This is a genomic window from Pseudomonas syringae (assembly GCF_021606685.1).
Classification (GTDB): Bacteria; Pseudomonadota; Gammaproteobacteria; order Pseudomonadales; family Pseudomonadaceae; genus Aquipseudomonas; species Aquipseudomonas syringae_R.
Genome location: NZ_WKCB01000004.1, coordinates 122,303 through 145,376 on the forward strand (window position 1 = coordinate 122,303; position 23,074 = coordinate 145,376).

A 23,074-nucleotide genomic window follows, 5' to 3' on the forward strand; every position below is an offset into this window, starting at 1 on the left:
CGGGAGCAAGCCCCCTCCCACATTTTGATCCGTGTTGTGTCAGTTAAAAGGTGTAGTCCGCCGTGACGAAGAACGAGCGCGGCTCGCCCAAAATCCACTGTTGGCCGTCGTTGTATTGGCTCACCGCATAAGTGCGGTCAAACAGGTTGTTCAATTGCAGGCCAAAGGTGGTGTTGCGCGCGGCCTTCCACGACACGTTGGCATCGACCACGGTGTAGCTCGGCAGCTCTTTCTGGTTGGCCATGTCAGCGTAGCGCGCGTCCACATAGCGCACCCCGGCGCCCGCCTGGATAGCGTCGGTCACGGCCTTGCTCACCCACACATTGGCGGTGCGGCGCGGCACGTCCACAGGGCGATTGCCGTCGCGGGACACCTGCACACCGTCGACGTCCTGGTTGAAGTCGTCGTACTGCGCGTGGACGATGGCGGCGTTGGCCTGCAGTTGCCAGGCGTGCGGCAGTTGCAGGTCGAGGCTGGCTTCCAGGCCACGGGAAGATTGCTGGCCGACTTGCTGCTGTTGATCGGGGTCGCCCGGTACGTCGGTGAGCAGCTTTTTCTTGACGATGTGGTACGCCGCCAAGGTCCATTCGCCGCGCTGGTCCCAGAAGGCTTGCTTGATGCCGATCTCGGTCTGCTTGGCGGTGGCCAGGTCGAACTGCTGCTGGCCCGGGCTCAAGGAAATCAGGCCGCCGACGCCGTCGGTGCTGGTGGCGTACTGGCCGTAGATCGAGGTGTCCGGGGTGAGCGCATACACCAGGCCGGCCTTCCAGTTGTTACCGGTGAGGGTCTTGTCGCTCTGGCTGCCGTCGCGCAGGTTGTCACGATCAATGTGTGCGTAATCGCGGCGGATGCCGGTGATCAGCGACAGTTGGTCGGTGAGCTGCAGGCGGTTTTCGGCGAAGCCGGCGACGGTTTTGGTGGTGCTGGCGAACAGCGGTTTGAACGGGTCATTGCTTGCAAACTGCCCAGGTGCCGGGTGGTTCACGTCGATGGGTTGGCCGCTGGGGAACGTGTCTTCAAACGGCGAGTTGCTGGCCAGGCGGAAGCGGATGCGGTTGTATTCCACGCCGGTCACGGTCTGGCTGTCGAGGCCGAACAGCGTGTGTTTGAAGGTGAAGGTCTGGCGGTCGCCGACCTGTTCCTGGTTGTGCTTGATGCCGTAGTTGCCGCTGCGGGTCAGTTCGCCGTTGGTGAAGGTGTAGTTCTCGGCGTTTTGCCAGCGACGCTGGTTTTTCAGGTAGAACAGCTCGTTGGTGGCGCTGACGTTGTCGTTGAGTTGCCACTCGCTGGTCAGGCGCGTCCACTGGTCGTTGTAGTGCTGGATGTCGTTGCTGACGTTGTAGTTCTTGTCGCGCAGGCCCTTGTGCAACTGGCCGTTGATCAGCGGCGTGCCGAAGTAGTTTTGCGGGCGCTGGTCGCCGTAGTCGCTGGCCAGGGTGAAGCTCAGGTTGTCGGCTGCTTGCCAGCGCAGGGCGCCGCTGACGAAGTCGCTGCTGGAGTCGCCGCGGTCGATAAAACCGTTGCTGCGCAGGCGGTTGAGGTTCAGTCGGTAGCTCACCGTGTCGGTCAGCGAGCCGCCGCTGTCCAGGGCTTGCTGCTGGCGATCATAGGAACCGTAGCCGAGGCGAATATGGTTTTCGATTTCGCCGCTGAAGGGCTTTTTCGGCACGGTGTTGACCACCGCACCGGTGGCGCCTTCGCCGTACAGCACCGAGGCCGGGCCTCGCAGCACGTCCACGCGCTCCACCGACCAGGTGTCCACCGGGAAGGTCGAGGTGCCCATGCCCATGTACATGCGGTTGCCGTCGTACAGCTGCATCACCGAGCCCTGGCCGGTAAAACCACGGGCCGACAGCGAGGTGCCGCCGTCGCCTGGCGAGCCGGTGCGGCTGATGCCGGTGGCGCGGGAAATTGCATCCTGCACGCTGGCATCGCCGCGTGCGCGGATCTGCGCGCCGGTCTGGCTTTCGACACTGCCCGGGGTTTGCAGGGCCGTGAGGTTCAGGCGCGAGCCGGCGGTGGTCGGGGTGTGCAGGTCGACGTGTTCATCGTCCACGGCAGGCGCGGTCACGGGGCTGGCGGGCAGGGTCAGGGCCTGTGCGCTGGTGTGCAGGGCGAGCAGGCACACGCCCGACGCTAGGTACTTGTTCATCGGTCGATCAATCTTCTTGGCGAGGTACTCGCCGCAGGGCGCGGCGAGCAACGATAACGCAGAAAGTGTTATAAGTTAACACTTATTGGCTGCGGGGCAAACGTCGCGCAAGGCTACAGAAGCCCTCTGGCTTGGGCATCTCGCCTGTTTCATGCAGAACCTGAAGCGGATTCACCTTGGTTGAAAAACCGCGCCAGCACCAGGCGATCCAGCGCCCACACGGCAATCAACGAGGCGCCCACCAACGGAAAAATGATCGCCAGTGCGAGCATGATCACCATCGCGGTCTTCCACTTGGGCAGGTCATGGCGCAACGGTGGAACCCCCAACCCGCCTGCGGGGCGGCGTTTCCACCAGATCACCACGCCACTGACGGCGCTGAGCAGAATCATCAGGCAGATCAGCAGCACGATCAGCTGGTTGACCCAGCCGAACATCTTGCCCTCATGCAGCATCACGCCGGTTTCGGTGGCGCGCGCGACCGTGTTGTAGTGTGCCCAGCGCACATCGGCCAGGACCTTGCCGGTGTACTGGTCCACATGCAGTGTGGCGTCGTTGCGTGGGTCGTTGGCGAACACCGAGACGGTGAACACGCCCTCGGCGGTGGTGGGGAAGGTGATGCTGTAGCCGGGCTCGACCTTGCGCGCGTCGGCCAGGTCGACCACCTGTTGCAGGCGGATCGTCGGTGCGGCCGGTGCCGAATGCATGGCGCCGTGGTTCATGTGTTCAGCGTGGTCGCCGGACATCGGCATTGGCGTGTTTTCCATGGCCCAGGGCACGGTCTGCTGGCTGGCGGTGTTGAGCACTCGCGCCTGCTGATCGGACTGCGGCACGTTGTTCCACATCGCCGCCGGGAAGGTGTTCCACAGGTCAGCGTATTGCTTGCCCCAGAAGCCGGTCCAGGTCATGCCACTGAGCAGCATCACCAGCAAAAACGCCGCGCCCCAGAAGCCGACCACCGCATGCATATCACGCCAGAACACCCGGCCACGGCTAGTGAACCGAGGCCACAGCACACCCGCCGACGACTTGCCGCGCGGCCACCACAGGTACACGCCCGACACCACCAGCATCACGCCCCAACCGGCGGCGAGTTCCACCAGGCGATCGCCGACGGTGCCGATCATCAGCTCACCGTGCAGGGCACGGGCGATGGATTGCAGGTTGTATTTCGCGTCTTGCTCACCCAGTACGGTGCCGCGATAGGGGTCGACGAATACCGTCACTTCACGCCCGCCCTCGTGCATCACGAATTGCGCGCTGCTGGAGGCGTCGGCAGGGGGCAGGTATTTGCTGATCTTGCCCTGGGGGAAGGCGGCCTGGGCGCGTTGCAATTGCTCGTCGGCGCTCAGTGCGTGCTCGGCGCTTTGCACCGTGAGCAGGTTGCCGTACATCAGCGGGTCGAGTTGCGGTTTGAACAGGTAGATGATGCCGGTCAGGGCCAGCAACACCATGAATGGGGCGACGAAGAGGCCGGCGTAGAAATGCCAGCGCCAGGCCAGGTTGTAGAAGGAAATTTTTTGGGTGGTCATCAGGGGGCTCCGCAAAGCTTTAATTTTTTTGTGTCAGTTAGGCCGCCATCGGGGGCAAGCCCCCTCCCACTTTTGAATATATTCACAAATCAAAATGTGGGAGGGGCGGTGCGACGATTCGACTTGCCCCCAATGCTTTTAGAAGCTCATATCGACTTTGGTCCAGAGCGTGCGCCCCGGCTCCTTGATGGCTTGCGGGTCGTTGGCCGGGTAGCCGAACCCGGCGTTGCCGGCCAGGTTCAGGTGTTCGGCGTAGGCCTTGCCGAACAGGTTGTCGACGCCGGTGCTGACCTTGAAATTTTTGTTGATGCGGTACGCCGCATTCAGCGAGAACACGCCAAAGCCGCCGCTCTTGTCGAAGTCCTTGCCGACCACATTGCCCTTGTTCTGGTCGATGCGGTTTTGCGCGGCGACCACCCGCCACAAGGCACCGGCGCTCCAGTCGTCCTCGCTGTAGGTGAGGCCCAAACGCGCATCCAGCGGCGGCATCTGCGGCAGCGCCTTGCCGTCGCTGCTGTTCTTGCCCCAGGCGTAGGCCAGCGTCGCGTCGGCCTTCCAGTTGCGCGTCAGCTTGTAGGCTGCGCCGAGTTCACCGCCCATGATTCGTGCATCCACATTGCGCGCCTGGGAGGTGGTACCCATCATGCCGGGCCGGTAGTCGAACAGAATGAAGTCCTGCACCCGGCCGATATAACCCGAGGCCCAGGCTTCGAGGTCGGCGCTTTTGTATTGCGCGCCCAAGTCGAGCTGGGTGGTCTTTTCCGGCTTCACGCCATCGAAGGCATTCACCGAACCGACCGCGCCGGTGTCAGGCGAAAACAGCTCCCAGTAATCCGGGAAACGCTCCGCGTGGCCCAGCCCGGCGTAGAGCGTGGTGGGGCTGTCGGCCAGGTCGTGTTCATAACGCACAAAACCCGACGGCAAGGTGTCGGCGCGGGTGTCGTTGGCGGTCGGGTTGGCGCGGGTGCTCATGCCGGAGCCGGTGGTTTGCCGGAAGTCCCTGGCCGAGGCGCGGTCCAGGCGGGCGCCGGTGATCAGGCGATCACGCTCGGCGGTGTACCAGGTCAGTTCGCCAAAGGCGCCGTAGTTGTGGAAGTTGGCATCCTTGGTGCGCGGCAGGTTCTTGTAGGTGTCGACGCCCATGCTGCTGCGCTCGCGGTGCTCGTTGGTCTGCGCATCCAGCCCGCCGATCAGTTGCACATCGGCCCAGCGCCACGTGGCCTTGATGCGCGCGCCCAGGGTGCGGCGGTCGACGTTGGCGGCCATGGGCCCGGCCATCATCCCGGTGCCCGACGGCGTGCGCAGGCTGTAGTTGTCCATCACATGGTCGGCGTAGTTGTAGTAGACCTGGGCCTCGACCTTGTCCAGCACCTCGCCGATGTTGGACTTCTCAAAACGCAGCCCCAGGCTCTCGCGCAGGAACTGCGAGCCGTCCATGCCGCGCCCGGCGTAGCGTGCCTCGCCATCGCCACGGCCGGCGGTGAGTTCCAGCAGGGTGTCGGCGTCGGGGGTAAATCCGACCGCCACATCGCCATTCCACTTGTCGTAGCGCGAGGCGACGGTGTGGTTATTGCCGTCCTTGTAATCGTCAGCGTGCGCCTGGTTGCCGATCACCCGCACGTAGCCCAGCGGCCCGCCGGCAGCGGCATCGATGACTTTGTCGAAACGCCCGTTGGAGCCTGCCAGCACACTGGCATTGACCCGCGTGCCCAGCTCGCCGAACTGCTCCGGCTCACGCTCGAACAGCACCGTGCCGGCCGACGCGCCGGGGCCCCAGAGCACGGTTTGCGGGCCTTTGATCACGGTGAGCTTGTCGTAGGTTTCCGGCGAGATGTACGAGGTGGGCGCGTCCATCCGTCCCGGGCAGGCGCCGAGCATCTGGCTGCCATTGGTAAGGATATTCAGGCGCGAGCCAAACATGCCGCGCAGTACCGGGTCGCCATTGGTGCCGCCGTTGCGCACCAGCGCGAAGCCGGGGATGGTTTTGAGGTAGTCGCCGCCATCGCTGGCGGGCACCGGTTGGCGCGGGTCCTTGGGGTTGGTGACCACGGTCAGCGGTGAGCTGGGGGCGACCGCCGTGATCACGGTGGGGCTCAGCTCATGCTCGGCGTGTTCATCGGCCTGAGCATGGGGGGCAAGCAGTGCGCCGCATAAAGCCGCGAGCACGGGGGTACATCCCAAACGGGTGTCAGCAGAAAACCTGGACATGACAAATTCCATCAATCATTCGTAAACAACACGGCCAGCAGCCTGCGGCTGTCTGTCTAAAGTCGGCCGGGGTGAAGTAACGGTGTCAGTGCTTACGAGGCGATGGGCGGCGCGCGGCTGCGGGCGCCGGGGAAGATGCTCTGTCGGGCATGGCCCAGGCGCGTGGCGGGGGTGAGGGCATTGGCCGGCGGCGGGGTGCTGAGGGTGAAGGTTGAAATGCCGCCAGGCAGGGCGGGGCAACTGTAGAGCAGGTCGCAATAGCCGCACTTGGACCAAAGGGCGTGGTGTTCGTCAGGGGCTTTGGTGTGATGGGAACCGCCATGCTCGCCCGGTATGTCCATGGACATTTCCATCGGCATACCGGCGTGATGGTCCATCGGCATCGCTTGGGAAATCAGCGGACCGATAAAGATCATCAGCATGGCGAACAGGCTGATCCAACTGCCACGCATCACGCGCGGGTGTGGAACTGGCCTGGCGCGAGGGGCGCCCATCGAGTGTTGGCCTATTGGGCGTGCTTATGCTCGTGGGTGGCCATTGGCGGCACTTTCTGTACCGACACTTCGACCTCGACCTTGCCGGCTTTTTCGAAGGTGAGGGTCAGCGGGAACTGTTTGCCGTCGGCCAACAGGCTGCGGTCTTTGAGGCCCAGCAACATCACGTGATACGCCATGGGCGCGAAGGTCAGTTCGCCCTTGGCCGGTACGGCTACGCTGGGCACCTGTTGCATCTTCATCAGGTCGCCCTGCATCACATGCTCATGCAGCTCGGCCTTGTCCGCCACGGGGGTGTCGACGCTGAGCAAGCGGTCCGGGGCTTCACCGGTGTTATGAATCACAAAATACGCCGCCACAGTCGGCGCATTCGGCGGCAACTCCTGGGACCAGGGATCGCTGACCAGCAGGTCGCCGGCCTTGTAGTCCTCGGCATTCGCAGCACTGAACACCGGCAGCAACAACGCAGCCAGAAGCAGGGAAGATTTAAGCATGGCAGTTCTCCAGAACGGTTCTAAACGCAGTTCACTTGCGAAGAAGATCAGACCGTTGGAGAGGCGCGGGGGTTGAGGCTCGGCCATTGCTGGCGCGGGGTGGGCGGTTGTAGCGAAGGCGCCGGTAGATTCTGGAACGCGTCGAACCGCGTCACATATAACTGCGGCACATGCCCCGGCAACGCCACCACCGGCGCCGATCCCGAGCAACACCAGCAATGCTGCATGGTGGAGTGCTCGTCTTGCTGCGGCGCTGGAATCTCCAGCGTGCCCAGGGCAATCGCCTTCAAGCTGGCGCCATTGGAGGAACAGAAGCTGCCCCACAGCAATTGCTTGACCGGGTCATCCGCCTGCTGCATTGCACTCGCCATCGGCATGGCAAATGCATTGAACAGCACTGCAAGGCAGGCGATCCAGGCAATTGCAAAGCGTTGACGGGCCATGGCGGACAATCCGTAGGGTTAAACGATCAGGGGGGGTATTTAGCCTGATCGGCGGGGATAAGTAAAAAGGGCTGCTGTGGTTTGGTGTCGCAGTGACGGGTTTGAGGATAGACGGGGAATTGAGTGGATGCCGACCTTCAAGGCAATACACATCAAATGTGGGAGGGGGCTTGCTCCCGATAGCGGCGGATCAGTCAACATATCAGTGACTGGCATACCGCAATCGGGAGCAAGCCCCCTCCCACATTGTATGGGTGTTGTTCAAAGTGACTGGATGGCCTGTAAGGCCGCCGCCACTGTGGTGAATTCTCGATCCACAGCGGCCAGCACCGGCCGCTTCAACACCAACACCGGCACGCCAAGCTCCCGCGCCACTTCGAGCTTGGGCTCCGTCGCCGTACTACCGCTGTTTTTGCTGATCAGCACATCAATCTGCCGGCGTTCAAACAACGCGCGCTCGTCATCAATCAGAAACGGCCCACGCGCGCCGATCACTTCACAGCGCGCATTTCCCGGATACACATCCAGCGCGCGCAAGGTCCAGAATTGATCGGCGGGAATTTCATCAAGGTGCTGCAACGGCTCGCGGCCCAAGGTGAACAGCGGCCGCTTGAAGGGTTTCAGTGCTTGGATCAACTCAGCCCAATCACCCACCTCACGCCAATCGTCTCCCGCATGCGGCTGCCACGCCGGTCGGCGCAATGCCCAGCAAGGGATGCCGCTCAACCGTGCAGCCTCTGTGGCATTGCGGCTGATCTGCGCCGCGTAGGGATGGGTTGCGTCGAGAATCAGGCCAACCCCCTCAGCCCGAACAAACGCCGCCAATCCCTCAGCTCCGCCGTAGCCGCCAACCCGCACCTGGCAGGTGAGGTCGGTAGGCACGCGTCCAACTCCCGCCAAACTGTAGATATGCTGCGGGCCAAGGGTGCGCGCAATGGCCAACGCTTCCGTCACGCCGCCCAGCAACAGGATGCGTTTCATAGCGGCTTGACCACTTCCAGCAGGGTGATCGGCAGCGCCTGGCGCCATGTATCAAACTCGCCCAATGGCAGCGCCTGGGCCACATGAATGCGCGTCAGTTCGCCGCCGTGTTGGGCGCGCCAGTTCATCAGGGTCATTTCGCTTTGCAGGGTCACCGCGTTGGCGACCAGGCGGCCACCGGGGCGCAGGCGCTCCCAGCAGGTGTCGAGTACGCCGTCGCGGGTGACGCCGCCGCCGATGAAGATGGCGTCGGGAGCTTCCAGGCCGTGCAACGCGTTCGGGGCCTTGCCGCGAATCAGTTGCAGGCCGGGCACGCCGAGGGCGTCGCGGTTGTGTTCGATCAGGCCCTGGCGGCCTGCATCGGCTTCAATCGCTAACGCACGGCAGCTCGGGTGTGTGCGCATCCATTCAATGCCGATCGAGCCGCTGCCTGCGCCCACGTCCCACAGCAGTTCGCCGGGCATCGGGGCGAGGCGGGCGAGGGTCATGGCGCGTACATCGCGCTTGGTCAGCTGGCCGTCGTGCTTGAAGGCCGAATCGGGCAGGCCCGCCAGACGTGACAGGCGCGGTGTTTCGCTGCAAGCCAGGCAGTCGATGGCGACCACATTCAAATCGGCGACTGAGGCGTGTTGCCAATCAGCCGCCAACCCATCGAGACGCTGCTCGTCCGCGCCGCCCAGGTGTTCAAACACGCTCAAGCGGCTGGGCCCGAACCCGGACTGCGCCAGGAGCGAGGCAATCGACGCAGGGCTGCTGCCATCGTTACTCAACACCAGCAAGCGCACGCCGCTGGCCAGGTGCGCATTCAGCGCCGCCAGTGGCCGCGCCACCACGGACAGCGTCACCACTTCCTGCAACGGCCAGCCCAGCCGCGCCGCCGCCAGCGACACCGACGAAGGCGCCGGCAAAATCAGCAGCTCTTCAGCCGCCACCTGGCGCGCCAAACTGGCGCCCACGCCATAGAACATCGGATCGCCGCTGGCCAGCACGCACACCGGCGTACCGCGCTGCGCCAGCACCGGGGCCAGGGAGAACGGGCTCGGCCACAACTGGCGCTCACCCCGGATACACACCGGCAGCAGGTCCAACTGGCGCTGGCTGCCTATAATCCGGGTGGCGCGCAACAGGGCATGCCGGGCATTCCTGCCCAGCCCCTTGAAGCCGTCTTCACCGATGCCTACAACCGTCAGCCAGGGCGACATATCAATTCCTTGAACGACATCCGACGGGCAGGCTTTTCATGCCGCCGGACAAAGCAGGCATAATACCGCGCCTTTACCCATCAACCGGTAGCCCCGTGAACCCAACGCCCGCTCTGAATACCTTGCGCCCCTCGGCTTGTCCGGGGTTGCTGCGTATCGTCCAGGCGTTGGATGGCGGCATTTGCCGGATCAAACTGGCGGGCGGCTCGATCACTGCCGCCCAGGCCCATGCCGTGGCGGACGCCGCCCAGGCCTATGCGGGCGGAGTGATCGAGGCGACCAACCGCGCCAACCTGCAGATTCGCGGGATCGGCGCTGAGCAGGACGCCTTGATCGCCAAGCTCCTGGCCGCCGACCTGGGCCCGAGCAACGCCGCCGGCGACGACGTGCGCAACCTGATGCTCAGCCCCAGCGCCGGTATCGACCCGCAGATGCTGTTTGACACCCGCCCGCTGGCCGATGAAATCCTCGCCACGCTGCAAAACCATCCGCGTTTCCATGCGCTGTCGGCCAAGTTCGCCGTGCAATTGGATGGCGGTGAGGCCCTGGCGATGCTCGAACATCATCATGATGTGTGGCTGTCGGCCTTCGTGCGCAATGGCGAGACGCTCCTCGCGTTCGGCCTGGCCGGGTGCCCGGGGTTGGATGCGCCGTTGGCGGCGGTGCCATTGGCGCAAGGCCATGCCCTGGTGGTGGCGGTGCTGGAGGCGTTTCTGGACCTGGCGAGCCCTGAACAAACGCGCATGCGTCATCTGGCTGTGGACAGTGTGTTGAGCCGCCTCAGCCTCCCGCTATTGTCGGCCGATGGCTTCAAACGCCCGCCCAGTGGCGCCCTGCTGCACCTTGGCACTTATCCACAGGCACAAACGAACCAGTTCTACGTTGCCGCCATCGCACCCTTGGGCCGCCTGGACTCGACAATGCTCACCGGCATCGCACGGTTGGCCAGCGACCACGGTGACGGCACCTTGCGCGTCACCCCTTGGCAAGGCGTGTTACTGCCCAACGTCGAAAAGCCTCATGCCGTCAGCGTGCGCCTGGAGCAGCTGGGCCTCCTCTGCTCCCCCGACCAGCCGCTGGCGCGCATGACCGCCTGCACCGGCTCCAGCGGTTGCGGCAAAGGCCTGGCCGACACCAAGGCGGACGCCCGGCAACTGGCCGCGCTGGCTCCAGGCGTCGACGTGCACCTGTCCGGCTGCCCGCGTTCCTGCGCCGCCGCGCACGTGGCGCCCGTGACCTTGCTGGCGGTGAGCCCCGGCCGCTACGACGTCTATTTTCGCGATGCAGCCCATCCGGGTTTCGGCCGGCTGCACGCACGCACTCTTTCTATTGAAGCGACGGGCGCCTTGCTGCGCGCTCGCCCACGGAGCAACACCGATGATTGATTACATCCGCGACGGTCAGGAGATCTATCGCAACTCCTTCGCCATTATTCGCGCGGAAGCCAAATTGGACCGCATCCCGGCCGATCTGGAAAAACTCGCGGTGCGCGTGATTCATGCGTGCGGCATGGTCGACGCGATCGACGGCCTGCAATTCTCCGAAGGCGCAGGCAAGGCCGGGCGCGATGCGCTGGCCGCCGGTGCGCCGATCCTGTGTGATGCGCGGATGGTTTCCGAGGGCGTGACCCGTGCGCGTTTGCCGGCCAACAACCAAGTGATCTGCACCCTGCGCGACGACAGCGTGCCGGCGTTGGCGCGCCAGCTGGGCAACACCCGCTCCGCCGCTGCGCTGGAGCTATGGCGCCCGCACCTGGCAGGCAGCGTGGTGGTGATCGGCAACGCGCCGACCGCCTTGTTCTATCTGCTGGAAATGCTCGATGCCGGTGCGCCGAAACCGGCGTTGATCCTCGGCTTCCCGGTGGGGTTTGTCGGCGCTGCCGAATCCAAGGCGATGCTGGCGGCCGACAGCCGTGGCGTGCCGTTTGTGATCATGCAAGGCCGCCTGGGCGGCAGTGCCATGGCCGCCGCGGCGGTCAATGCGCTCGCCACGGAGATTGAATAATGCAGGCACGCGGACGTTTGATCGGCTTGGGCGTGGGCCCCGGTGACCCCGAACTGATCACCCTCAAGGCCCTGCGCCTGCTGCGCGAGTCGCCGGTGGTGGCGTACTTCGTGGCCAAGGGCAAAAAAGGCAACGCCTTCGGCATCATCGAAGACCATCTGGTGCCCCAGCAAACCCTGATGCCGCTGGTGTACCCGGTGACCACCGAGGCATTGCCGGCGCCGATGTCCTACGAGCAAGTGATCAGCGATTTCTACGACGCCGCCAGCGTCGACGTTGCGGCGCACCTGGACGCGGGCCGCGATGTGGCGGTGATCTGCGAAGGCGACCCGTTCTTCTACGGCTCCTACATGTACCTGCACGACCGCCTCGCCGAGCGCTACGAAGCACAGGTCATCCCAGGCGTGTGCTCGATGCTCGGCGGCGCCTCGGTGCTCGGCGCGCCGCTGGTGTATCGCAACCAGAGCCTCTCGGTGCTCTCGGGCGTGCTGCCCCATGAGGACCTCAAGCGTCGCCTGGCGGATGCCGACGCGGCGGTGATCATGAAGCTGGGCCGCAACTTCCCCAAGGTGCGCCAGGTGCTGGAAGAACTCGGCCTGGCCGAACGCGCGCTGTATGTGGAACGCGCCACCATGGCCAACCAGAAAATCGTGGCGCTGGATCAGGTCGACCCGTCGTCCTCGCCGTATTTTTCGCTGATCATCGTGCCCGGTGAACGGTGGCAAGGTTGATGCGCCCGGCGATTGTCATCCTCGGCCAGGGCAGCCTGGCCACTGCGCGCACGCTCCAACAGGTGTACCCCGGCGCCGTGATTCACGGCCTGGCCGGCCGAGTGGAAGGCGCCGACCAGAGCTACAGCGAATTCGGCGCAACCCTGCGTGGGCTGTATCAACAAGGCACGCCGCTGATTGCGCTGTGCGCCGCAGGCATCATCATCCGCACCCTGGCGCCGCTGTTGTTGGAGAAGGGTGAAGAACCTGCTGTGTTGGCCGTGGCTGAAGACGGCAGCGCGGTGGTGCCCTTGCTGGGTGGCCTCGGTGGCGTGAACGTGATGGCGCGGGAAATTGCCGCGGCACTCAAGGTTGCCGCCGCGATCACCACCAGCGGTGAGCTGCGTTTTGGCACGTGCCTGCTCAACCCGCCTGCGGGCTATCAGTTGGCGGACCTGGAGCTGGGCAAGCGCTTTGTCTCGGACTTGCTGGCGGGCGAAAGCGTACGTATCGAAGGGGCCGCGCCGTGGCTGGAGCAGGCCAACCTGCCGCAGGATCAACAGGCGCGCCTGGCGATTCACGTGGGCAGCGCCGAGCGCACACCGGCGGCCAACGAATTGCTGATTTACCCTAAGACCGTGTGCGTCACCTGCAAACCGGGCACGGACCTGGCGCAGCGTGTACGCACGGCTTTGCACGACGCGGGTATCGCGGTGCAATCGCTGGCATGCCTAAAGGCCAGCGACACGCAGATGGCCGACGCATCGCTGCATGAAGCGGCCTTGGCCTTGGGCGTGCCGCTGCGTTTTGCCCGCGTGGAACACGATGCGGATATCTCGATCAATGTCGCCGAACAGCCCCTGGACCTGACGCAGGTTGGCCGTGCCCGTGGCCGCCTTGCCGTGATCGGCCTGGGCCCTGGCGCCGCCGAGCTGATGGTGCCGGCGGTGAAGGCCGAGCTGGCGCGCTGCACCGATGTGCTGGGCTACGAAACCTATGTGCGCATGGCCGGGCCGTTCCGTGACGATCAAGTGCAGCACTGCACCGACAACCGTGAAGAAATGCAGCGCGCCCGCCACGCCTTTGAACTGGCTGCCCTTGGGCGTTCGGTGGTGGTGGTGTCGTCCGGCGACCCGGGCGTATTCGCCATGGCTGCGGCGGTGATCGAGGCGCTGCACGAGTCCAGCGACCCCGCCTGGCATCAGGTCGACCTGGAGATTTTGCCGGGCGTCTCGGCCTCCCTGGCCACCGCCGCGCAGGCCGGTGCACCGTTGGGTCACGACTTTTGCGTGATGTCGCTGTCGGACAACCTCAAGCCTTGGTCGATCATCGAAAAACGCCTGGACCTCGCCTCCCAGGCCGACCTGGCGCTGGCGTTCTACAACCCGATCTCCCGTTCGCGGCCCTGGCAGCTGGGGCGCGCCCTGGAAATCGTCGCCTTGCACCGCACGCCTGAAACCCCCGTGGTACTGGGCCGCGACATTGGCCGCCCGGGTCAGACCTTGCGCGTCACCACCCTGGGGCAACTCACCCCGGAGCAAGTGGACATGCGCACCATGGTGCTGATTGGCTCGTCCACCACGTGCGCGTTCCCGCGTGCCGGTGGCGGTGAGTGGGTGTACACACCTCGCTGGTACGGCGAAAAACCTGCCGGCTGAAAACGGCCCGCAGCACGCAAGAAAGCTCCGAGTGACACCGGGTGAAAACCTGCTGTCGCCCGGGGCTTTTTCTTTTTTTGTCGATGAATGACGGAAGGCGCACAGGTGCGCCGCGTTATTGCTGGCGCGCGCGTTTACAGGCGGCTTGGCAAGCGATGTTTGTCGTCTGGAAAGCCCACCGACCAGTGGACTAGTGTGAGGGTGAGCCCCATGTGGGGTGGTTGTGGAGAGCAGAAAATGGAGCGACATCACAAAAGGATCATCAGTGCAAAAAGGCGCAAGTTGATTGCCGCCTACAAACTGCCGGGGGCGCGGGGTATCAGCCCCTCTTTGCCGTTGGGCACTGAGGATGATTGCAACGCAGCGGTGGTGAACAACGGCGTTATCGCGTTTATCGAGGGCATGTCCGCGTTGAACCGCGAGTACATCCGCAAGAGTTACCTGCTTGCCAGTAGCTATGTCAGCGATGTGTTAAAGGTGCACCGCGGCACGGAGGCGTGGTATGACGAATTTATCAAGGTGATGGTCAGCCTGGGCTGGTTGCCGTTGCGTAGCCGCTTTGAGCGGGTCAAGCATTCGGGCAAGGGCCTGACAGTACAGCTGGCAGCGCTGAATATCATTACCGCGATGCTGGCATCGACCGCTCTGGCCGGGCCATTGCTGAGCGCCTTGCCCAAATTGGCGGCGGACGCGCTGGAGGCGATGAAGCAGCACCCGGCCTCATTCGACCTGTTCAAGCGCAACAGCACGGTGTTTCAGGGCGGTGATTTTGGCCTGGCGTCCTGCACTGAAAGCGCTGGTGAAGTGACGATGGTGCTGGTGACCTACAGCTCCCACGGCGTGGGCAAGCAAGTGGGGCTGCCGTTTCTGGAGTGGGACAGCGCTTCATTCGAGGCCTTCAGCGGGCAGACCTGCCTGGTGCTGAATACCTCGGTGGTCAACGAGAAGACCCTTCAACTGATGCGCGAAAGCGCCGGTGACAAGGTGCAACTGGCTATCGCCAAGTACCGGATCTAGGGCACCAGATAGCCACGCACGCCGGTAAAAATGATTTGCGCAGCGAGGGCGCACACGAACAACCCCATCAACCGGCTGACAATCTGCAAGCCCTGGTCGCCGAGAATACGTTCGATACGGTTGGACAAGTACAGCACCACGCCCACCGTGAGGCTGGCCAGGGCGATGCTGAGGATGGCAGTGAGCTTGTCATCCCAGTGAGGCTGGCTGACCCCCATCACCAGCAACGCACCGATGGTGCCGGGGCCGACGGTGAGGGGGATGGTCAGCGGTACGATGGTCACGTCCTGCTGCACGTTGTCGGTCTGCACGGCCGACTTGCCCTGGGCCATGCCCAGGGCGGAAATAAACAGCACACTGCCGGCGCCGATGCGAAACGCATCCACGGTGATACCGAACACACTGAAAATCACCCGGCCGAACAGGTAGAGCAACACGCTCGATACCAGCGTGGCCAACGCGACTTTCCAGGCCAGGCGCCGCCGCTCCTTGCTGGAATAGCCACGGGTCAGGCTGATGAAGCAGGACAGCACAAAGAACGGGCTGTAGAGCACCAGCATCTTCAGGTAAACGCTGAATAACACGTGGAGCATGGGGGAGGCTCGCGGGCGGGAAAAGTGTTGAGAGTCTATCAGGCGACAGGGTTCAAATGTGGGAGGGGGCTTGCCCCCGATAGCGGTGTATCAGTCGCACATTGGTTGGCTGACAGATCGCAATCGGGGGCAAGCCCCCTCCCACATAGGGCAGTATTTCAGTTCAGGAAGACGCATGCTCCGGCCGCTGCTGACGCTGCGCCACCCAGAACTCCACCAGCTCACGCAGCTGCGACAACTCCACCGGCTTGGCCATGTGCCCGTCCATTCCGGCCTGGCGCGCGCGTTCCTTGTGTTCCGAGAGGATATGCGCCGTGAGCGCCACCACCGGCGTGCGAATACGTTGATGGCTGACTTCCCACGCGCGCAATTGCTGGGTGGCCGAGAAGCCATCGAGAATCGGCATTTCACAGTCCATCAACACCAGGTCATAACGCTGGGCCTTCATCGCCTCCAGCGCTTCCTCGCCATTGCTGGCGGTGTCCGGGTTGAGGTTGAGCTTGCCGAGCATGCCGCGGATCACCTTGGTGGAAATGCTGTTGTCTTCGGCCACCAGGATGCGGAAGTCGCTGGGCACGGTGACCGCCGCCGGTGCGCTGATGACTGCACGGGGCGCCACGGCGCCTTTGCTGCGCTGGGTCAGTTCGTCGGCCAGGGTGGTCTTCAGCGTATAGCCCGCCACCGGTTTGGCGAGGATGCGTTTGATCCCGCAGTTACGCGCGATGATCTTGCTCGGTGCGTTGCTGATGCCGGTGAGCATGATCAACAGGATGTCGTGGTTCAGGCTTGGGTCTTCCTTGATCTTCGCCGCCAGTTGCATGCCGGTCATGCCGGGCATGTTCTGGTCCAGCAGCACCACGTCGAAGTAATCGCGCAGGTGCGCCTTGGTGCGCAGCAGCGCCAGGGCCTCTTTGCCCGAGGGCACGGCGCTGACGTTGAGGCCCCAGGCCGTGCATTGCTGCACCAGCACTTTGCGGCAGGTGTCGTTGTCGTCCACCACCAGCACGCGGGCGCCCTTCAGCGGGCCGTCGAGGTCGCAGGTGGGGTGTTCCAGGCGCTCCGGGTCCAGCGGCAGGGTCAGCCACAGGGTGCTGCCCTGGTGGGCGCCGCTCTTGATGCCGAACTCGCCGTTCATCAACAGGATCAGTTGGCGCGCAATCACCAGGCCCAGGTGGCCGCTCAAGCGCGTGGCCGAGAGGAAGTTCTTGCTGTGCAGCTCGCTGTGCAACAGGGCATCGCGCTCGGCGGCTTCCATTGGCAGGCCGCTGTCCTGTACGGCAATGCGCAGACGCGGCTTGGTGCTGCGGTCGTCGAGCGCGACTACGATCAGCACTTCGCCTTCATCGGTCTTTTTCAGGGCATTTTCCAGCAGGCTCAACAGGGCCTGGCGCAGGCGCGTGGGGTCGCCGCTGATCACGCGGGGCACCTGGGGCTGGATAAAGCTGATCAGCTCGACGTTCTGCTGCTCAGCCTTGGCGCGGAAGATGCTCAGGCAGTCTTCGATCAGCGCATTGAGGTCAAATTGCACGTCGTCCAACTCGATCTGCCCGGACTCCAGCTTGGAGATGTCGAGGATCTCGTTGATCAGGGTCAGCAGTTCGTTGCCGGCGCTGTGGATGGTCTGCACGTAGTCGCGCTGCTTCACCGACAGCGGCGTGCCCAGCAGCAGCTCGGTCATGCCCAGCACGCCGTTCATGGGGGTGCGGATTTCGTGGCTGATCTTCGCCAGGAATTCGGCCTTGGCGGCGATTTCGGCATTACTGGCCGCCAGGTCCCGGCTGAGGCTGAAGCGGGCTTCGACGATAGCGCGCTGGCGTTCGCCCAGGGCCAGGCTCATCAACAGGCCGCTGATGCAGATAAAGGCGAGCAGGGTGATGATCAAGCCTTGTGGCGACACCATCGTCAGGCCCAGAAGGGCCGGAAGGATGATCAGCGTGCCGATGTTAAACACCACCATGGCCGCCACGAACAGCCGCGCCGGTCGGTAGCCTTTCTGCCAGTGACAGCCCGAGACAAACAGCATGCTCAAGCCGGCCAGCGCCACCAGGGCGTAGGTGATGATGTTCAGCGGCAGGGTGTTGACGAACAACAGCAGCAGGCCGCACAGCACGATGAACAGAATGTCGACCATCAACAGCTTGTTCAGCGGATGTGGGCCCAGGGGCATGAAGAAACGGTAGGCAAACATCAACCCACACGGCGCGGTCAGCAGCAGCGCGAGGTAGGCGCCCGGCGTCTGGATCGCATGCCAGTTCGGCAGCCATGGGCCCGCCAGGTTGAGCAGCAGGACCAGGCTGAGCATCAACAGTATTTCGCAGGCCGCCAACCACAGGCTGCTGCGTGAGCGGTGGTAGGCGAAACGCGTGATGTTGTGCAGGATCAGCATCAGCAGACAGCCGAACAGCAGGCCGTAGATGAGCGTCTGGGTCTGGTTGGCAGCAGCGATCACCGCCGGTTCCAGCGTGATGTAGGGGCGCAGCTCGTGTTCCGACACCAGGCGCAGGTACACCTCAAGGGGCTTCTGGCTCTGGGGCATCGGCAGCATGAAGTCGCTGCTGGGCAGCGGTCGTTCCGCCTGGGGCTGGCGGGTGCCGGTGCTTTGTTGTTCCAGCAGGGTGTCGCCGTCAAGCACATAGAGGCTCAGGTGCGACAGGTCCGGGGCGAACACCCGCAGCACTTGTTCGTGCTTGCCGGGTTGCAGCTTGAAACGTACCCACAACGCACCGTCCGGCGCCGCGGCGGTAATGCGGTCCAGTTCGATGGGGCTGAATTGATTGGTGTAGCGCGAAGAGCGGATGTCGCTCAGTTGCAGGTCGGCCTGTTCATCAAGCAATACTGCCCAGCCACTGCCTTGCGCGGCGGCCTGGGCCGGGAACAGGCAGAGCAGCGTCAGCAGACTGACAGTAAAACCTATGGCGATCCTGAGCCAGCGCACGGCGAAATCCCTTCGTAGGTTGATTCACGGGTTAACTATGCGCGGGGAGGTCTGTGTACGGCAAGGGCCAGAGGCCCTTGCCTAACCGAACGGATAGCGTCTGTCGTGCTGCTTACTGGCTCTCGCCACGTTCACGGGCAATGGCGCGATAGCCAATGTCGGTGCGGTAGAAGCAGCCTTTCCAGTCGATTTTCGCGGCCAGTTTGTACGCCTGTTGTTGCGCGGCGTCGACACTGGCACCCATCGCGGTGGCGCACAATACACGGCCACCTGCGGTTACAACTTTGCCATCCTTGAGCGCGGTGCCCGCATGGAACACTTTGCCTTCCAGCGCAGCCGCCGCGTCCAGGCCTTCAATCACATCGCCCTTGGCGTAGTCGGCAGGGTAGCCACCGGCCGCCAGCACGATGCCGACGCTCGGACGTGGGTCCCACTGCGCTTCGACCTTGTCCAGCGCCTGGGCCAGTGCGGCTTCTACCAGCAGCACCAGGCTCGACTGCAGACGCAGCATCACCGGTTGGGTTTCCGGGTCGCCGAAGCGGCAGTTGAACTCGATGACTTTAGGGTTGCCGGCTTTGTCGATCATCAGGCCCGCGTACAGGAAACCGGTGTACACGTTGCCTTCATCGGCCATGCCGCGCACGGTCGGCCAGATCACCAGGTCCATCACGCGCTTGTGGACGTCAGCGGTGACCACCGGGGCCGGGGAGTAAGCCCCCATGCCACCGGTGTTCGGGCCGCTGTCGCCGTCGCCGACGCGTTTGTGATCCTGGCTGGTGGCCATCGGCAGTACGTTCTTGCCGTCGACCATCACGATGAAGCTGGCTTCTTCGCCGTCGAGGAACTCCTCGATCACCACGCGCGAACCGGCGTCACCAAATGCGTTGCCGGCGAGCATGTCGCGCACCGCGTCTTCGGCTTCCTGCAGCGTCATCGCCACGATCACGCCCTTACCGGCGGCCAGGCCATCGGCCTTGATCACGATCGGCGCGCCTTTTTCACGCAGATAAGCCAGGGCCGGCTCGATCTCGGTGAAGTTCTGGTAATCGGCCGTCGGGATCTTGTGGCGCGCCAGGAAATCCTTGGTGAAGGCTTTCGAACCTTCCAGCTGGGCAGCGCCAGCGGTAGGGCCGAAGCAGTCCAGGCCACGGCTGCGGAACAGGTCCACGACGCCAGCAACCAACGGTACTTCCGGGCCGACGATGGTCAGGGAGACATTCTTTTCAGCAAAGTCTGCCAGTTGCTCAAGGGCCAGCACGTCGATGGCGACGTTCTCGCACTTGGCTTCAATGGCGGTGCCGGCGTTGCCGGGGGCTACGAATACTTTCTGGACGCGAGGGTCCTGGGCAACTTTCCAGGCCAGGGCGTGTTCACGGCCACCGCTGCCAATGATCAAAACATTCATTTCAAAAACCTCGAATTCTGTAAGGCGCTAACGTGGCGCCGGACTCGTGTGGCGAGCGGGCTTGCCCGCGTCGGGCTGCGAAGCGGCCCCAACACCAAGCACCGCGGGCTGACTGATAAACCCTGTGCTTCTTGAGGGGGGCTGCTGCGCAGCCCAACGCGGGCAAGCCCGCTCGCCACAAGAAGCCCCCTTCCACATTTGGATCAGTGACGGAAGTGACGCATGCCGGTGAAGACCATCGCGATGCCGGCTTCATCAGCGGCGGCGATCACTTCAGCATCACGCATCGAGCCGCCCGGCTGGATCACCGCGGTAACACCGGCTTTCGCGGCGTTGTCCAGGCCATCACGGAACGGGAAGAACGCATCAGACGCCATCACTGAACCCACGACCTGCAAACCGGCGTGCTCGGCCTTGATCGCAGCGATACGCGCCGAGTTCACGCGGCTCATCTGGCCGGCGCCGACACCGATGGTCTGGCGGTTCTTGGCGTAGACGATGGCGTTGGACTTAACGTACTTGGCCACTTTCCAGGCGAAGATCAGGTCGTTGATTTCTTGCTCGGTCGGGGCGCGCTTGGTCACGACCTTCAGGTCTTCGCTGCCGATCATGCCGATGTCGCGGCTCTGTACCAGCAAGCCGCCGTTGACGCGCTTGTAGTCCCAGGCAGCGGCACGCTCAGCCGACCACTCGCCGCAGGCCAGCAGGCGCACGTTGGCTTTGGCGGCCACGATGGCGCGGGCTTCTTCGCTCACGCTCGGGGCGATGATCACTTCAACGAACTGACGCTCGACGATGGCCTTGGCGGTCTCGGCGTCCAGTTCACGGTTGAAGGCGATGATGCCGCCGAACGCGGATTCGGTGTCGGTGGCGTAGGCCAGTTCGTAGGCCTGGCGGATGCCGCCTTCAGCGTCCGGGCTCACCGCCACGCCGCACGGGTTGGCGTGCTTGACGATCACGCAGGCTGGCTTGACGAAGCTCTTCACGCATTCCAGCGCGGCGTCGGTGTCGGCCACGTTGTTGTAGGACAGCTCTTTGCCTTGCAGCTGGGTCGCGGTGGCGATGCCGACTTCGGCCGGTTTGGCTTCCACGTAGAACGCCGCGCTCTGGTGCGGGTTCTCGCCGTAGCGCATTTCCTGGGCCTTGATGAACTGGCTGTTGAAGGTGCGCGGGAACTGGCTGCGGCCTTCGGTGCTGAGGGTTTCAGCCGCCTGGTTCACGGTGCCCATGTAGTTGGCGATCATGCCGTCGTAGGCGGCGGTGTGTTCGAACGCCTTGAGCATCAGGTCGAAACGCTGGGCGTAGGTCAGGCCACCGGCTTTCAGGCTTTCGAGCACCTGGGCGTAGTCGCTGGCGTTGACCACGATGGCCACGTCTTTATGGTTCTTGGCAGCGGAACGAACCATGGTCGGGCCGCCGATATCGATGTTCTCGATGGCGGTCGGCAGGTCGCAGCCTGGCTTGTTGATGGTCGCTTCGAACGGGTAGAGGTTAACAGCCACCAGGTCGATCGGCTTGATGCCGTGCTCGCTCATGATGGCGTCGTCGATACCGCGACGGCCGAGGATGCCGCCGTGGATTTTCGGGTGCAGGGTCTTGACCCGACCGTCCATCATTTCTGCGAAACCAGTGTAGTCCGCCACTTCCACTGCGGCCACGCCGTTGTCCTGCAGCAGTTTGAAGGTCCCGCCCGTGGAGAGGATTTCCACGCCCAGGGCTTCCAGCTCCCGGGCAAATTCGAGGATCCCGGTCTTGTCGGAGACGCTGATCAAGGCGCGGCGGATCGGCAGGCGGGTAGTCTGGTCGGTCATTTCAATTTCCATCAAAAGCAAAGGAGTCAGCAAAAAAGGCGACCGGTTTTACGCGGGCGCCTTTCTGGTTTGATTGAATGCTTACAGCAAATCGTACTGCTTGAGCTTTTTGCGCAAGGTGCCACGGTTGAGGCCCAGCAGCTCACTGGCTTTGGTCTGGTTGCCCTTGACGTAGTTCATCACGCTTTCGAGCAAGGGCGCCTCGACTTCGGAGAGCACCAGGTTGTACACGTCCGTGACGGAAGCGCCCTCAAGGTGGGCGAAATAATTGTGCAGCGCCTTCTCGACACTGCCGCGAAGGGTCTGACCTTCTTCGCTCGGCGTGTTGAGGTGCTGTTTCAAATTGACGTTGTCGCTCACGGGTGTTGTTCCACTCACTAAAGTCTCGGTCATCATCGTCATGCGGCCACCCCTTCTCCGTCCCCTGCTCTCAGGCTCTTGTCTCGTTCGGCAAAAAACTCACGAACGGCGGTGACCTGTGCTTGCGTTTCATCCAAACGATTGAACCCGGCGCGAAACTCCCTGGCGCCCGGCAGGGTTGCGAGATACCAACCCACATGCTTGCGAGCAATGCGCACGCCCATCACGTCCCCATAGAAGGTGTGAAGTGCAGCCAGATGCTCAAGCAGAATACGTTCCACTTCGACCAACTCCGGTGCCGGCAAGACTTCGCCGGTACGCAGAAAGTGGTCGATCTCACGAAAAATCCACGGCCGCCCCTGGGCCGCGCGGCCAATCAACAAGCCATCGGCACCGGTGGCGTGCAGCACGCGCCGGGCTTTCTCGGCTGAATCGATGTCGCCATTGGCAAACACCGGCATCGACACCGCCTGCTTGATCGCGGCGATGGTGTCGTACTCGGCTTCACCGGTGTACAGATCGGCGCGGGTACGGCCATGCACCGCCAGCGCTGTAATGCCTGCCTGTTCGGCGATCTTCGCCACCGTCAGGCCGTTCTTGTTGTCCCGGTCCCAGCCGGTACGAATCTTCAGGGTGACCGGCACATCCACTGCGGCGACAACGGCCTGCAGGATCTCGGCAACCAACTGCTCATCTTTCAACAGCGCAGAACCGGCGGCCTTGTTGCAGACCTTCTTGGCCGGGCAGCCCATGTTGATGTCGATGATCTGTGCGCCCAACTCCACGTTGGCCCGGGCCGCATCCGCGAGCATCTGCGCATCACCGCCGGCGATCTGTACCGAGCGGGGCTCGGGATCACCTTCGTGGATCATGCGCATCCGCGATTTGCGGGTGTTCCACAAGCTCATGTCGCTGGTGACCATTTCCGAGACTACTAGACCCGCGCCCAAGCGCTTGCACAGCTGACGAAAGGGCTGGTCGGTGACGCCCGCCATAGGGGCGAGAATCAAGCCGTTCTGCAATGTGTATGGGCCGATGCGTACCGCCGACATAGGACTTCCCTGTTGTGGGGCCG

The 23,074-nt window shown here is 63.5% G+C and carries 19 protein-coding genes; 5 read left to right on the forward strand and 14 right to left on the reverse strand.

Annotation, left to right across the window (positions count from 1 at the left end):
- Positions 1-43: 43 nt before the first annotated feature.
- The 8 genes from GIW02_RS03055 to cbiE form a co-directional block, all read right to left on the reverse strand.
- Positions 44-2,152 carry a TonB-dependent receptor gene (locus GIW02_RS03055; protein ID WP_236410539.1) on the reverse strand — a complete coding sequence of 703 codons (2,109 nt, stop codon included), beginning with the start codon at positions 2,150-2,152 and terminating at the stop codon, positions 44-46.
- A gap of 149 nt (positions 2,153-2,301) precedes the next feature.
- Positions 2,302-3,684, reverse strand: a complete 1,383-nt coding sequence (locus tag GIW02_RS03060; protein ID WP_236410540.1) for a PepSY-associated TM helix domain-containing protein — start codon at positions 3,682-3,684, stop codon at positions 2,302-2,304.
- A gap of 138 nt (positions 3,685-3,822) precedes the next feature.
- A complete protein-coding gene (locus tag GIW02_RS03065) occupies positions 3,823-5,892 on the reverse strand; it encodes a TonB-dependent copper receptor (protein WP_236410541.1) in 2,070 nt (689 codons plus the stop codon).
- A gap of 92 nt (positions 5,893-5,984) precedes the next feature.
- Positions 5,985-6,386 carry a DUF2946 domain-containing protein gene (locus GIW02_RS03070; protein WP_236410542.1) on the reverse strand — a complete coding sequence of 134 codons (402 nt, stop codon included), beginning with the start codon at positions 6,384-6,386 and terminating at the stop codon, positions 5,985-5,987.
- Positions 6,387-6,397: 11 nt separating this feature from the next.
- The gene (locus tag GIW02_RS03075) at positions 6,398-6,880 is read right to left on the reverse strand and encodes a copper chaperone PCu(A)C (protein WP_236410543.1); all 483 of its coding nucleotides are present in this window, start codon (positions 6,878-6,880) and stop codon (positions 6,398-6,400) included.
- Between the two features lie 47 nt (positions 6,881-6,927).
- Positions 6,928-7,323: a DUF2946 domain-containing protein gene (locus tag GIW02_RS03080; RefSeq protein WP_236410544.1), complete on the reverse strand. Its 396-nt coding sequence runs from the start codon at positions 7,321-7,323 to the stop codon at positions 6,928-6,930.
- Positions 7,324-7,584: 261 nt separating this feature from the next.
- Entirely contained in the window at positions 7,585-8,304 is a 720-nt protein-coding gene (locus GIW02_RS03085; protein ID WP_236410545.1) for a cobalt-precorrin-6A reductase, read from the reverse strand.
- Positions 8,301-9,506, reverse strand: a complete 1,206-nt coding sequence (gene cbiE, locus GIW02_RS03090; protein WP_236410546.1) for a precorrin-6y C5,15-methyltransferase (decarboxylating) subunit CbiE — start codon at positions 9,504-9,506, stop codon at positions 8,301-8,303. The genes GIW02_RS03085 and cbiE overlap by 4 nt, the downstream gene beginning before the upstream one ends.
- A 38-nt stretch (positions 9,507-9,544) precedes the next feature.
- On the opposite strand from cbiE, the gene cobG reads away from it, so the two are divergent.
- The 5 genes from cobG (at position 9,545) to GIW02_RS03115 (ending at position 14,895) form a co-directional block, all read left to right on the forward strand.
- On the forward strand, positions 9,545-10,891 hold the full coding sequence (cobG, locus tag GIW02_RS03095; protein ID WP_236410547.1) for a precorrin-3B synthase: 1,347 nt from the start codon (positions 9,545-9,547) through the stop codon (positions 10,889-10,891).
- Positions 10,884-11,510 (forward strand): precorrin-8X methylmutase, encoded by a 627-nt coding sequence (locus tag GIW02_RS03100; protein ID WP_236410548.1) that lies wholly within the window; start codon positions 10,884-10,886, stop codon positions 11,508-11,510. Before cobG ends, GIW02_RS03100 begins: the two co-directional genes overlap by 8 nt.
- Complete coding sequence (locus GIW02_RS03105; protein WP_236410549.1) at positions 11,510-12,241, forward strand: precorrin-2 C(20)-methyltransferase; 732 nt, start codon at positions 11,510-11,512, stop codon at positions 12,239-12,241. Before GIW02_RS03100 ends, GIW02_RS03105 begins: the two co-directional genes overlap by 1 nt.
- The gene (gene cobJ / locus GIW02_RS03110) at positions 12,241-13,878 is read left to right on the forward strand and encodes a precorrin-3B C(17)-methyltransferase (protein ID WP_236410550.1); all 1,638 of its coding nucleotides are present in this window, start codon (positions 12,241-12,243) and stop codon (positions 13,876-13,878) included. Before GIW02_RS03105 ends, cobJ begins: the two co-directional genes overlap by 1 nt.
- 237 nt (positions 13,879-14,115) lie before the next feature.
- Positions 14,116-14,895, forward strand: a complete 780-nt coding sequence (locus tag GIW02_RS03115) for a hypothetical protein (RefSeq protein WP_236410551.1) — start codon at positions 14,116-14,118, stop codon at positions 14,893-14,895.
- Here GIW02_RS03115 and GIW02_RS03120 read toward each other — a convergent pair.
- From GIW02_RS03120 to dusB, 6 genes are all read right to left on the reverse strand, one after another.
- Positions 14,892-15,488, reverse strand: coding sequence for a MarC family protein (locus GIW02_RS03120; RefSeq protein WP_003171467.1), 597 nt, complete (start codon positions 15,486-15,488; stop codon positions 14,892-14,894). The genes GIW02_RS03115 and GIW02_RS03120 overlap by 4 nt on opposite strands.
- A 163-nt stretch (positions 15,489-15,651) precedes the next feature.
- Entirely contained in the window at positions 15,652-18,423 is a 2,772-nt protein-coding gene (locus GIW02_RS03125; RefSeq protein ID WP_236410552.1) for a hybrid sensor histidine kinase/response regulator, read from the reverse strand.
- Positions 18,424-18,535: 112 nt separating this feature from the next.
- Complete coding sequence (gene purD, locus GIW02_RS03130) at positions 18,536-19,828, reverse strand: phosphoribosylamine--glycine ligase (protein WP_236410553.1); 1,293 nt, start codon at positions 19,826-19,828, stop codon at positions 18,536-18,538.
- A 203-nt stretch (positions 19,829-20,031) separates the two neighbouring features.
- Entirely contained in the window at positions 20,032-21,639 is a 1,608-nt protein-coding gene (purH, locus tag GIW02_RS03135; protein WP_236410554.1) for a bifunctional phosphoribosylaminoimidazolecarboxamide formyltransferase/IMP cyclohydrolase, read from the reverse strand.
- An 81-nt stretch (positions 21,640-21,720) separates the two neighbouring features.
- Positions 21,721-22,041 (reverse strand): DNA-binding transcriptional regulator Fis, encoded by a 321-nt coding sequence (gene fis / locus GIW02_RS03140; RefSeq protein ID WP_002555375.1) that lies wholly within the window; start codon positions 22,039-22,041, stop codon positions 21,721-21,723.
- Positions 22,038-23,051, reverse strand: a complete 1,014-nt coding sequence (gene dusB, locus GIW02_RS03145; protein ID WP_236410555.1) for a tRNA dihydrouridine synthase DusB — start codon at positions 23,049-23,051, stop codon at positions 22,038-22,040. Before dusB ends, fis begins: the two co-directional genes overlap by 4 nt.
- Between the last annotated feature and the right edge of the window lie 23 nt (positions 23,052-23,074).

What these genes read in the sequence shown, in the direction of transcription:
- GIW02_RS03055 (WP_236410539.1), bottom strand. Translation starts at nt 2,152, where the DNA reads ATGAACAAGTACCTAGCGTCGGGCGTGTGCCTGCTCGCCCTGCACACC.
- GIW02_RS03060 (WP_236410540.1), bottom strand. Translation starts at nt 3,684, where the DNA reads ATGACCACCCAAAAAATTTCCTTCTACAACCTGGCCTGGCGCTGGCAT.
- GIW02_RS03065 (WP_236410541.1), bottom strand. Translation starts at nt 5,892, where the DNA reads ATGTCCAGGTTTTCTGCTGACACCCGTTTGGGATGTACCCCCGTGCTC.
- GIW02_RS03070 (WP_236410542.1), bottom strand. Translation starts at nt 6,386, where the DNA reads ATGGGCGCCCCTCGCGCCAGGCCAGTTCCACACCCGCGCGTGATGCGT.
- GIW02_RS03075 (WP_236410543.1), bottom strand. Translation starts at nt 6,880, where the DNA reads ATGCTTAAATCTTCCCTGCTTCTGGCTGCGTTGTTGCTGCCGGTGTTC.
- GIW02_RS03080 (WP_236410544.1), bottom strand. Translation starts at nt 7,323, where the DNA reads ATGGCCCGTCAACGCTTTGCAATTGCCTGGATCGCCTGCCTTGCAGTG.
- GIW02_RS03085 (WP_236410545.1), bottom strand. Translation starts at nt 8,304, where the DNA reads ATGAAACGCATCCTGTTGCTGGGCGGCGTGACGGAAGCGTTGGCCATT.
- cbiE (WP_236410546.1), bottom strand. Translation starts at nt 9,506, where the DNA reads ATGTCGCCCTGGCTGACGGTTGTAGGCATCGGTGAAGACGGCTTCAAG.
- cobG (WP_236410547.1), top strand. Translation starts at nt 9,545, where the DNA reads ATGCCGCCGGACAAAGCAGGCATAATACCGCGCCTTTACCCATCAACC.
- GIW02_RS03100 (WP_236410548.1), top strand. Translation starts at nt 10,884, where the DNA reads ATGATTGATTACATCCGCGACGGTCAGGAGATCTATCGCAACTCCTTC.
- GIW02_RS03105 (WP_236410549.1), top strand. Translation starts at nt 11,510, where the DNA reads ATGCAGGCACGCGGACGTTTGATCGGCTTGGGCGTGGGCCCCGGTGAC.
- cobJ (WP_236410550.1), top strand. Translation starts at nt 12,241, where the DNA reads ATGCGCCCGGCGATTGTCATCCTCGGCCAGGGCAGCCTGGCCACTGCG.
- GIW02_RS03115 (WP_236410551.1), top strand. Translation starts at nt 14,116, where the DNA reads ATGGAGCGACATCACAAAAGGATCATCAGTGCAAAAAGGCGCAAGTTG.
- GIW02_RS03120 (WP_003171467.1), bottom strand. Translation starts at nt 15,488, where the DNA reads ATGCTCCACGTGTTATTCAGCGTTTACCTGAAGATGCTGGTGCTCTAC.
- purD (WP_236410553.1), bottom strand. Translation starts at nt 19,828, where the DNA reads ATGAATGTTTTGATCATTGGCAGCGGTGGCCGTGAACACGCCCTGGCC.
- purH (WP_236410554.1), bottom strand. Translation starts at nt 21,639, where the DNA reads ATGACCGACCAGACTACCCGCCTGCCGATCCGCCGCGCCTTGATCAGC.
- fis (WP_002555375.1), bottom strand. Translation starts at nt 22,041, where the DNA reads ATGACGATGATGACCGAGACTTTAGTGAGTGGAACAACACCCGTGAGC.
- dusB (WP_236410555.1), bottom strand. Translation starts at nt 23,051, where the DNA reads ATGTCGGCGGTACGCATCGGCCCATACACATTGCAGAACGGCTTGATT.